Origin of the sequence: Shewanella algidipiscicola, assembly GCF_900380485.1 — a bacterium.
GTDB lineage: Bacteria > Pseudomonadota > Gammaproteobacteria > Enterobacterales > Shewanellaceae > Shewanella > Shewanella algidipiscicola.
Map to the genome: position 1 here is coordinate 217,516 of NZ_OXJV01000017.1, position 11,207 is coordinate 228,722.

The 11,207-nt window shown below is 45.2% G+C and carries 8 protein-coding genes; 1 reads left to right on the top strand and 7 read right to left on the bottom strand.

The features are described from left to right. Positions 1-71: 71 nt before the first annotated feature. Complete coding sequence (locus tag DN599_RS13155) at positions 72-2,525, bottom strand: Ig-like domain-containing protein (RefSeq protein WP_110458049.1); 2,454 nt, start codon at positions 2,523-2,525, stop codon at positions 72-74. 235 nt (positions 2,526-2,760) lie between these two features. Here DN599_RS13155 and DN599_RS13160 point away from each other — a divergent pair, with 235 nt between their 5' ends. After that, positions 2,761-4,080 carry a dicarboxylate/amino acid:cation symporter gene (locus DN599_RS13160; protein ID WP_110458050.1) on the top strand — a complete coding sequence of 440 codons (1,320 nt, stop codon included), beginning with the start codon at positions 2,761-2,763 and terminating at the stop codon, positions 4,078-4,080. Between the two features lie 147 nt (positions 4,081-4,227). Here the strand turns inward: DN599_RS13160 and DN599_RS13165 are convergent, their stop codons facing one another. The 6 genes from DN599_RS13165 to DN599_RS13190 form a co-directional block, all read right to left on the bottom strand. Beyond that, a complete protein-coding gene (locus DN599_RS13165; RefSeq protein WP_110458051.1) occupies positions 4,228-5,532 on the bottom strand; it encodes an inosine/guanosine kinase in 1,305 nt (434 codons plus the stop codon). Between the two features lie 447 nt (positions 5,533-5,979). Then, positions 5,980-6,624: an adenylate kinase gene (gene adk, locus DN599_RS13170; RefSeq protein WP_110458052.1), complete on the bottom strand. Its 645-nt coding sequence runs from the start codon at positions 6,622-6,624 to the stop codon at positions 5,980-5,982. Between the two features lie 219 nt (positions 6,625-6,843). Then, entirely contained in the window at positions 6,844-7,689 is an 846-nt protein-coding gene (locus tag DN599_RS13175; RefSeq protein ID WP_110458053.1) for a co-chaperone YbbN, read from the bottom strand. 71 nt (positions 7,690-7,760) lie between these two features. Next, positions 7,761-9,680, bottom strand: coding sequence for a molecular chaperone HtpG (htpG, locus tag DN599_RS13180; protein ID WP_110458054.1), 1,920 nt, complete (start codon positions 9,678-9,680; stop codon positions 7,761-7,763). Positions 9,681-9,842: 162 nt separating this feature from the next. After that, the gene (gene recR, locus DN599_RS13185; RefSeq protein ID WP_110458055.1) at positions 9,843-10,442 is read right to left on the bottom strand and encodes a recombination mediator RecR; all 600 of its coding nucleotides are present in this window, start codon (positions 10,440-10,442) and stop codon (positions 9,843-9,845) included. A gap of 369 nt (positions 10,443-10,811) precedes the next feature. After that, complete coding sequence (locus tag DN599_RS13190; RefSeq protein ID WP_069672062.1) at positions 10,812-11,141, bottom strand: YbaB/EbfC family nucleoid-associated protein; 330 nt, start codon at positions 11,139-11,141, stop codon at positions 10,812-10,814. Between the last annotated feature and the right edge of the window lie 66 nt (positions 11,142-11,207).

An 11,207-nucleotide genomic window follows, 5' to 3' on the forward strand; every position in this document is an offset into this window, starting at 1 on the left:
ACGTTAAAGTGCGCTTTTTACTGACTTTATTGTCCCTTTAACTGAACTTGATGAGCTTCAGCCTATGCTATCTAGTGAATAATCACAGGGATGGTAGCCACTTGACTTAGTTTTCCTTTCGGTGTGACAGCCTCAATCACTAATGTTCCAGAATCGGCTTGATCAGCGCCTTTAATCACCACGCTGTAAATACCCGCACGATTATCGTTAGTCGATTCGACAGTAAACTCACCTTTACTCGCAAGGCTGCCCGCTGACGGTGTAAAGGTTATCTTAGTACCTGCTGGTAAAGGCTGATTATGCAAATCGCCAATAATGATGGATACGCCACCGGTTGATTTGCCGATAATATCTAAGGTCTGGTTATCATTAAATCCGTCACATGGATCCGCTACGTTTTTGTCATCGATGCAGCTATCCTCGATAACTGGTGTCGATGACACCGCATCACTACCAGCCATCACTAAGACAATCGATGCACGCACATTGAGTGACTTTTTAACGCTTGAACAGCCATCGTGCCCGTCGCCATTAGCATCTAACGTACATAGACTGCCGTTATATAAGTTATCAGCAATATCAAATACCTTGTTATTGTTAAAATCAACAAAGGTCTCTGCATCACCACCCGCTTCACCGGTAAATCTTGGGTTAAACAATGAGTCTTCATTATGATCGACAAATGCCTCATCTAGATCATAAGGCTTACCTGAAACATTAAGCTTGGCTCTAAAGTTGACGACTTCATTGGCATCGAAGCGACCATTACCATTGAGATCAGGAAACGACTCTTCACCAATGGCTCTGGCTAAAATGGTTACCCGTCCACCATAGGGCTGACCTATATCTGCATCTAGAGATGGCTCTTGAGCCAAATCGAATAAGGTTTTACCTGTAGGTCTTGGGTTTTGGCTGGTCCATTTAACCGAGCATACACCATTGACAGTGACACATGACGGGTCAATGACACCGCCTTCTGCGGTAAAGGTCACGGCGGTACCATCTGGCACAGGGTTATTAAAGGCATCGGCTAAGCGCGCCGTCACACTCACCTCAACACCGTCATAATCCCACCCCTCAGGATTCAGGTTATCGGCAGACAGAGAAAAACTGTCTTGATCTGGTAACCCAGTTGAGACAACCAATAGTTTAGATTGGCTCGATATTTCAGGCGAGCTACCATCCACAATCGCGGTGACTCTGACTGATGTAGACACCGCACCTGAATTAACCACTGTCTGAGCGATACCTTGAGCATTAGTAGTTGCAAAATCAGGATCTAATTCCACATTACCAGTATCGGTATTTAAAGAGAAAAGAACCTTTTGATTACTGACGGGAATACCGTTTTTATCTGATACTTTAAATTTGACTGTTGAGGACTCAACCCCACCGGTACCTTTAAGATTAATCACCTCTGGCAAGGCTTCGACAAATGCTATACTGCCGACACTTGCAGGCAACACATTCACCAAAGCACTGGCTGAAAGTGATTTCCCTCCCACATTAGCACTGACATTTATCGCATCATCTCCCACACACCCTTTAGCCAAATAGGTCGTGGTTGCCACGCCATTGATCGCCAATACCGGTGAGCTAATTTCAGCTTCTGCTTTAGTTGAACATGTAGATGAAAAATTCACTTCCACAGGCTCAGTAAATACGGCTCCAGTATCATTTTGCAGTGATACTGAAATGCTGGCCGTACCACCGGCTGAGACTTCAGCTGGCGAAACTGAAGCGACACCAGATTGAAACGGTGTGCCACTGCCCATCTCAACATTGGTTGCACCGATTTTAAAGACTAAATCCGCTTTTTCACCAGACAATAAGGTCGCCGTCGCAGTACCAGCACCAGGTGTGGTGCCAGCTAAAATTTGCACATAAGCTTTACCATTGTCGGTGGCAGCGGTATCGATCGGGATCTCACCCAAGGTGCTGGAAAACTGTACAATCGCCGTTTTAGAGATACCAGATACGCTTGCCACCAAATAACCAGATGATAATGATGAAATAGTGTCGATAGACTTTTGAGTGGCAGGATCGTCAACTAAAATGAGGGATATTTGAGCACCATCGGTTGGTGCTCCGCCATCTCCCAATGTATTAAAGGAGACCAATGCCGTTACAGTCCCCCCATTGGTAGGATTATAAGTGGCAGTCACACTGCCTGAACCCAATTTATCACCTGGCAATACATCAACAGTAACCTGCCCTGCGCTATCGGATACCCCACTATCAGGTGTTAACGCCCCCTCACCTTCAAGGGTAAATACAATACGCCCACCAGATAGTGAACTACCATTTTTGGACAGTGTGGCTTTTAATTTACCTGGTGTGGCATTAGAAATATCGTTAATGACCTGTCCAGTCGCATCCGTCAGCACTAATGTCAGGCTATAAACATCATCAACAGCCGGAGGTGTCCCTCCGTCCGAGCCACCATCAGTGCCGCCCCCACCACTACAAGCTACGATAAAAAACAAAAAGAAATATGAGGTAAAAACTTTATACGCTGACTTCATTGTCAGACTCCCTGTTACTCAATTCATCTATAATGATTACTGCTAACATAAGCGCGTTACTTGCGGCTACAGATAGCAAAACACCATTGTAACCATTGGGATATAATTAGCACTTATTTTTTACAAAACAAACTCAAACAGGTAACTTAAATAAAATCAATCTAGCCAGTTACACGTTTTGTCTTACTTGGCTTTATAAATAAATGAGAAGTATAAAAATAATACAGGACACACTATGGCGCAAACTCAACAAAAGAAGCTTGGTTTAACCGGTAAAATACTCATTGGTATGGGGACAGGGATTTTATTTGGCTTACTTCTTCGCAACTTATTTCCCGAAAGTCAGTTTCTTCAAGATTATATTACTGATGGGATCTTAAATGTTATTGGCACTATCTTTATCTCCAGCTTACAAATGCTTGTCGTTCCCTTGGTATTTATCTCACTGGTCTGTGGTACCTGCTCGTTAAGCGAGCCCTCGACTCTAGGGCGTCTGGGAGGAAAAACCATTGCGTTTTACTTATTTACCACCGCTATAGCGCTGAGTATGGCGATTCTTATTGCATTGCTTATTCACCCAGGTAATGCCTCCTTGGCGACAGAAAATATGCAATACAGCGTCAAGGAAGCGCCCAGCCTTGCCAATGTATTGATCAACTTAGTTCCTCGTAATCCAATACAAGCCATGACTGAAGGTAACATGCTGCAAATTATTATCTTTGCCGTTATTTTTGGTTTTGCGGTTGCCCACATTGGTGAAAGAGGTAAACGGGTTGCGGCATTATTTACCGACTTAAACGAAGTGATCATGCGTGTTGTAACCTTAATTATGCAACTCGCACCTTATGGTATTTTTGCCTTAATGGCTAAATTGGCCTTAACCCTTGGTTTAGAAACGTTCGAAAGTGTTGTTAACTACTTCTTTGTGGTATTGGGCGTATTGCTAATTCATGCTTTTGTTGTTTACCCCACTTTACTAAAAGCCTTCTCTGGCTTAAGTCCACTGTTATTTATCCGCAAAATGCGCGATGTACAACTGTTTGCATTCAGTACAGCCAGTTCAAATGCAACACTGCCCGTGACCATTGAAACCTGTGAACATCGTCTTGGTGTTGACAATAAAGTGGCATCCTTTACTTTGCCATTGGGCGCAACCATCAACATGGACGGTACGGCGATTATGCAAGGCGTGGCGACCGTATTTATCGCGCAAGTTTTCGGTATCGATTTAACCATCACCGATTATGCCATGGTCGTCGTCACCGCAACCCTGGCCTCCATCGGTACTGCAGGCGTGCCTGGTGTGGGCTTAATCATGCTCGCTATGGTACTTAATCAGGTGGGTCTACCAGTTGAAGGAATAGCGCTCATTATGGGGGTCGATCGTCTTTTAGATATGGTACGAACGGCCGTCAACGTAACTGGTGATTCAGTGGCAACATTGGTGATTGCAAAATCAGAAGGCGCATTTAACGAAGTGGTGTTTCACGATACCCAAGCCGGCAAAACCACTGGCAGCTTTGTTGACCAAGTCAATTACGAAGCCAAAGAGTGAGGCCATGATACTCGCGATAAAAAGTGATAAACTTACAGGGTAAATCATTGATAAAAAAGTATATATTGTAACCTCAACATATCACCAAGCCTAACGGCAACAAAGGCGTCCATTGGACGCCTTTGTTGACAATCACCCTTCTGGGATTTAGCGTTCCCAGTAAGCTTCTTCTAAGCTGTCTTCTTTTTCTGGTAAGCCACGAGAAAGGCGTGGGCTGTGCTGGGCGAGCACCTCATAAGCCACACGGTTAGCGTATTTACAGACCTGGGAAAATGAGGAGTAACATAACCCGTCTCGTTTGTGTTTACTCGAACCTGGCACGTTAGCTTTATGATAGGTGTTTGAGGCCAAATCATGCAGTAATGCAGCCAAGGCTCCATCACCGGCACCGTTAGTATTGCGGATCACTTCAGGCCCTCCCATGTAAGGTGGAATATGAGCAAACACCTTAATTGGGGTATCACAATCGTTTTTAAGTTTGGGTCTAGAAAACTCATAACGATTAAACTCAGGAATGATGCCAGGTAGCAAGGTATGACTGGTTTCACGTTTCTCTGAATCTTCGGTATAGCCCGCCATATACAAGCCTAGTGGGCCAGCTGTGGTTAACACTAAATCACACCACTCTAATGCGGCATCACTAGCACTTAACGGATCACGACAACCAGTTAACGCTTCACCTTCATCTTCATTCATCGCCAAAATAGAAACATTTTCTTTGATAAAATTAATCCACCATTGTGGATCTTCCTCAATTAAAAAGCGCGTTCCTAATGTCAACACCACTGGCACATCGGCCTCTTTGGCGTATTTAATGGCTGTTAACGCTGCATCAGTTATCTGATCACCATCGCTGGCACGCATCAAATAAGCCGTTAACACTAACGCCGATGAGCTCTGTACCACCTCTTTATCGATAAACTCAGGGGTCAACTTATCCATAGCCCCCTTACTGATGGCAAAGGTGCGCTCACCACAAGCAGAGATCAAAGTAAAACAGCGGCCAATAGGGCCATCAACGGGTTGTAAATAATTGAGGTCAACTTTTGAAGAGGTGTTACAGAGGTAACGATAAGCATAACTGCCCACTTCAATATTGTTGCTCATGACCCCAAATAACACCGAGCGATCGTCAGCTAAGATAGAGTAGTTGTGAACGGTATTGCCAATGGTACCGCCGGCAAACTCGTCACTTATCATGTTTGATTGCTTGAGTTCGATATAAAGTTGTTGCGCCTTCTCATCGTTAATAAGTGTGGAATTACCTTTGGGCAATCCATAGCGGCTAAGCAACTCATCTTCGACTTTGGCTTCGATATCAACCAAGGTTTGATCAATACCACTGATATGGGTAGTAATATGTTGTGGCTGCAGGGTTAACTGCGCTAATAATGGATCGCGATTTTTTACTGGAAAGTAATGCTTAGACTTACGTTGACCAGGAAACTTCATACCTAACTCACTTGTGCCGCATCCATGCAAAATCAAATTGAAGTAAATAGTAAACCAGACCCTCTTAATTCACTATTTACAGAACCGTGTCAATGAAAATGACGACAGCCCTTACCCTACTAAAATGGCGGCAGATTCTACCATATAAAATACGACTAAGCAGTGATTTATACGTCTGTAATGACATTGAATGTGTATTCAAACAAGCCAAGTCCATGACGACCGCGTCAACATACATCATCCACAGGCTATTTATACCAGATGAATACTGCTGAGCATAATGTGTTAGCACTGGCGCGCTGAGGCGATATCATCAATGAGGACAGCTAAATGGCCAATGCATTCTAAAACAGTAACAGGCTCTACATCTGTAACCAGTAAATTGTAGGGGGTTAAACACAAAAAAGCTCACCGAAGTGAGCTTGTATAGTGCGTTTAATCTAGTGATTAACCGATGGCCTTGACAATGGCATCACTAACAGAGGCAACGCTTTGAGTACCGTCAAACTTATTGTAAGTCACGCCACCTTTGGCTGCTAGGCCGCCATAATAGTCAACCAATGGTTTAGTTTGCTCATGATAAATCGCAAGACGCTTACGCACTGTGCTCTCTTCATCATCAGGGCGGATCGCCAAGTCTTCACCCGTCACATCATCTTTGCCTTCCACTTTAGGTGGATTAAACACCACGTGATAAACACGGCCTGAGCCTGGGTGAACACGACGTCCGCTCATGCGCTTAACGATCTCTTCATCTGGTACATCGATTTCAATCACATGATCGATTTCGATACCGCTGGCCGCCATAGCATCGGCTTGTGGAATCGTGCGTGGGAAACCGTCCAGCAGGAAACCTTTTACACAATCATCTTGTGCAACTCGTTCCTTAACTAAGCCAATAATCAGCTCATCAGACACCAATTGTCCTGCGTCCATCACTTTCTTTGCTTCAAGGCCAAGTGGCGTTCCAGCTTTAACCGCGGCACGTAACATGTCGCCTGTTGAAATTTGTGGCACACCATATTTTTCCATGATGAACTGGGCCTGAGTACCTTTACCGGCACCTGGGGCACCTAATAGCATAATGCGCATCTGAGAGTCCTCTTATTTCGCATAGAGTTGATTATTAGTTTTGATGATTCAATTAGAATTATTTTTATCATTGGGCGGCGATCTTCGCACATATGGCCGCCCTTTTGAAGTGAAGAAACGCTCGTTTTAGTTCGACTTTAGGCTGATGCAGTTAAATCAACTGCCCTTTAATCATTAAACAGCACTAAAAGCCATAAAGCAGATAGCAAGTAGCAATGACTAGTACAGCAAGCTGTACAACTTGCGTCGATATTGATTCGCAATCGAGTTACTTTGCCCCATTGCCGTCAAAATATCCATAAATAACTGCTTCAACTCACCGTTGTGAGCACTGATATCTTGCCGCAGCACAGCAAATAACCTATCCAGTGCCTCTTCATCTCGGTTAGCACCATGCAGGGCTTTTGCCAAAGAGAGCAATAAACTCAAATCTTGTGGATTGGCCTCGACATTGTCCATCAATTGGCGAATTTCAGGTGTATCGGCAGCATCGAGCGCGAGGGTTAATTTCGCACGTAAACTTTGATAATAACCATCTTGATCTGCCAACCCTACGCCATCGAGTAGTACTTGAGCCTGATTGATATTACCAAGGCTTAATAGCGCATCGGCATAGACCAAGGCAACTTCCGCTTGTTGATTGGCTTGATAGGCCTGCTGCAATAGCGGTAATGCTTGCTCAACGTCATTTGTGGCGAGTAAGGTTTTGGCCTCTGCCAGTTGTAATTGCCAAACTTGTGGCAAATGCGGCTCAAACATGGCTTCAATTTGGGCCGGTTCTTGTACGCCAGCAAAGCCATCGATTGGTTTACCATCGCGCAGCAGCAAGGTCGTCGGCACACTCTGGATCTGGAAATAATTCGCAATTTCCAGCTCGGCATCGCAATTGACCTTAGCGAGTACAAAACGACCCGCCTCTGCGCTGGCCATTTGCTCTAGTGTCTGTACCAATGTCATGCTTTCAGGGCTTTGCTGACTCCAAAAAGTCAACACCACCACCTGTTGCATTGACGCATCAACCACTTGTTGGATGTTCTCTTTAGTTAAATCCAATACCGTATCCATAAGATCCCTTCGCATAGATTAAGCGCATATAAGAAGAGGCAGTTAAACTGCCTCTTACGTTTGACGACTAATTACTTCATGCCCGCCAGCAACATCTTGTTCATTAACTTAATGAACGCCGATGGGTCAGCTAGACTCCCTTTTTCAGACAATTGCGCCTGTTGTAATAATAGCTCAGACCATTGACCAAACACCTCATCATCTTGCTCGTTATCTAAACGGGCGACCAATGGGTGTTCTGGGTTAAGTTCAAACACGGGCTTAGTTTCAGGCACAGCTTGACCAGCGGCTTGCATCAGTTTAATCATCTGTGATGACATTTCGCCTTCACCCGCCACCACACAAGCTGGGGTATCGGTTAAACGCGTGGTGACTTTAACATCAGAAACCTTGTCACCCAGTGCGGCTTTCACTCGCTTGATCAAGCCTTCAGATTCCGTTTCCAGTTGTTTCTGAGCTTCTTTTTCCTCGGCATCTTCAAGATCGCCCAGTTCTAAGTCACCACGTGTGACTGAGTGAAGTTGCTTGCCTTCAAACTCGGTTAAGTGGTTAATTAACCACTCATCGATGCGCTCGGACATCAATAGCACCTCAATCCCTTTCTTGCGAAGCAACTCAAGGTGTGGGCTATTCACGGCCGCCTCATGGCTGTCAGCAACGATATAATAAATCTTGCTCTGGCCCTCTTTCATGCGGCTCACATAGTCACTGAGCGATACGGTATGCGCAGCTTCATTAGTGTGAGTCGATGCAAAACGCAGTAAACCTGCAATACGTTCTTTGTTAGCAAAGTCTTCAGCTGGGCCTTCTTTAAGCACTTGGCCAAACTCTGCCCAGAAAGTTTGATACTTTTCAGGCTCATTTTTTGCGAGTTTCTCAAGCATACTTAATACACGCTTGGTCACAGCAGTGCGCAGTGCGGTGGTTATCTTGTTGTCTTGCAAGATCTCGCGCGATACGTTGAGCGGCAGATCGTTAGAGTCAATCAGACCTTGCACAAAGCGCAAGTAGCTTGGCATAAACTGCTCGGCATCATCCATCACAAACACGCGCTGCACAAACAGTTTTAAACCATGTTTACGATCGCGATTCCATAGATCCCACGGCGCTTTTGCCGGGATATAGAGCAAGCTGGTGTACTCTTGCTTACCTTCTACGCGGTTGTGGCTCCACAACAATGGATCGACAAAATCATGGGAAATATGTTTATAAAATTCTTGGTATTCTTCGTCGGTCACTTCGCTCTTATTACGAGTCCAAAGCGCGGTGGCTTTGTTCATCGGCTTCCAGTAACCCTCGGTGGCTGGAATGGCTTCGCCACCCTCTTCTGTCGCCTCTTGCGCTGGTGTTCCTTCTTGCCACATCTCTACAGGGACAGAGATATGATCTGAGTATTTAGCGATGATTGAGCGCAAACGGTAGTCATTGGCAAACTCTTTTTCCTCTTCACGAAGATGCAAGATAACCTCTGTACCGCGAGTCTCTTTAACGATGTTTTCAACGGTAAATTCACCTTCGCCAGCTGATTCCCACTGTACTGCTTCATCGGCAGCATGACCGGCTGCACGCGTGCGAACGGTTACCTTGTCGGCCACGATAAAGGCAGAGTAGAAGCCCACACCGAATTGACCAATGAGCTGTGAATCTTTTGACTCATCGCCAGAGAGGTTTTTAAAGAACTCCGCGGTGCCTGATTTCGCAATGGTACCTAAGTGCTCAATCACGCCATCGCGAGTCATACCAATACCATTATCTTCAATGGTGATGGTGCCCTTTTCACTGTCGGCGCTCACACGGACGCGTAACTCTCCGTCACCTTCGTACAGATCATTATTGGTCAATGCTTGGTATCTGAGCTTATCGGCAGCATCGGCGGCGTTGGAGACCAATTCACGCAAGAAAATCTCTTTGTTTGAATACAAAGAGTGGATCATCAAATTAAGTAATTGTTTGACTTCAGTTTGAAAGCCATGGGTTTCTTGTTGTGACATCGATTATTCCTTCTTAAATTTCACAAATGACGCTCTATGGCTTAAGAGATGGGGTTAGAATTTTGCTTTTCAAGCTTAAAGTTGTCAGCACTGTTCATTTGCTCAAAAAAAATCCAGCATCTAGGTGCTGGATTTAAAAAAATCACGATAAACCTATGATAATTACAGCGGTAAGCGCCCGTTGAAGGACAAGGCTAATGTGGTGCTATCGACATATTCGAGTTCGCCCCCCACTGGCACACCATGGGCAATGCGACTGACATTAACAGCATGTTGCCGTGCCATGTCGGCAATAAAGTGTGCCGTTGCATCGCCCTCCACTGTGGGATTAGTCGCTAAAATTAACTCGCTAATCTCACCGCTGGCCAGATGCTGCTCAAGTAGACTAAGACCTAACTCTTCGGGCCCGACGCCATCGAGGGGCGATAAATGCCCTAAGAGCACAAAATAACGACCAGAAAAATACCCGCCCGCCTCAATGGCTAACACATCCGCAGGGGTTTCCACCACACAGATAAGATCGGACTGGCCGCGTCTGCTACTGGCGCAAATAGGGCACAAGGTCTCTTCAGTAAAAGTACGACACGCACTGCAGTGACCCACATCGCTCATGGCACTGGCCAGCGCCCGCGCTAAGGTTTGCCCCGCTTTACGATCGCGTTCCAACAACTGAAACGCCATGCGCTGCGCCGACTTAGGGCCAACACCGGGTAAACAGCGTAATGACTGAATTAACTCATCGACCAAGGGACTAAATTTCATAATTAAGCGGGCATCCTACTGGTTAAAACGGCTATAGTGATAAGTCGTTCATTGATATGACCAATGGCTTCTCATCAAATTATGCGCAGGATATTATCATAAATCATCGGCATGATGAGTCCTATTTAATGCCGAACTTAACCGGTCGATTGACTTGTACCACCCAATGCCATTTCACCGATGTTGAACAGCTTGAATAAGATCCATTAAGTTAGTCAATACAATTGCTAATAAATGGGGTTTATCGATTTTCAGCAACAAAAAAGCCTAAGACTTGCTTAGGCTTTTACTGCATTATTATCTATCGCATCCCTATTTACCCATCAACGGAAGAGGTGCCATCAACAGGTATTACATCATGATGCTAGCTTAAAATGGCATCTTCATGCCAGGGGGTAGTTGCATACCGCCGGTCACTTCAGCCATCTTCTCTTTTTGATTTTCTTCAACACGGCGCGCTGCATCATTACAGGCTGCTGCGATCAGATCTTCTAGCATCTCTTTATCGTCTTCTAGCAGGCTAGGATCGATGTCAACCTTACGAACACTGTGAGAGCCTGTCATAGTGACTTTTACAAGACCCGCGCCGGCTTCACCCGTCACTTCCATACGTGCAATCTCTTCCTGCACTTTGGCCATCTTGTCTTGCATCATTTGGGCCTGTTTCATCAGGTTACCCATACCGCCTTTTCCAAACATATCGAGTTCTCTTCAATATTAAAAAACTGGCTAATCTTACTTAATTAGCACCAAGAAGCAATCAAT

Bases quoted from the DNA above. Each gene is read 5' to 3' on its own strand.
- DN599_RS13155 (WP_110458049.1), bottom strand. From the start codon at position 2,525: ATGAAGTCAGCGTATAAAGTTTTTACCTCATATTTCTTTTTGTTTTTT.
- DN599_RS13160 (WP_110458050.1), top strand. From the start codon at position 2,761: ATGGCGCAAACTCAACAAAAGAAGCTTGGTTTAACCGGTAAAATACTC.
- DN599_RS13165 (WP_110458051.1), bottom strand. From the start codon at position 5,532: ATGAAGTTTCCTGGTCAACGTAAGTCTAAGCATTACTTTCCAGTAAAA.
- adk (WP_110458052.1), bottom strand. From the start codon at position 6,624: ATGCGCATTATGCTATTAGGTGCCCCAGGTGCCGGTAAAGGTACTCAG.
- DN599_RS13175 (WP_110458053.1), bottom strand. From the start codon at position 7,689: ATGGATACGGTATTGGATTTAACTAAAGAGAACATCCAACAAGTGGTT.
- htpG (WP_110458054.1), bottom strand. From the start codon at position 9,680: ATGTCACAACAAGAAACCCATGGCTTTCAAACTGAAGTCAAACAATTA.
- recR (WP_110458055.1), bottom strand. From the start codon at position 10,442: ATGAAATTTAGTCCCTTGGTCGATGAGTTAATTCAGTCATTACGCTGT.
- DN599_RS13190 (WP_069672062.1), bottom strand. From the start codon at position 11,141: ATGTTTGGAAAAGGCGGTATGGGTAACCTGATGAAACAGGCCCAAATG.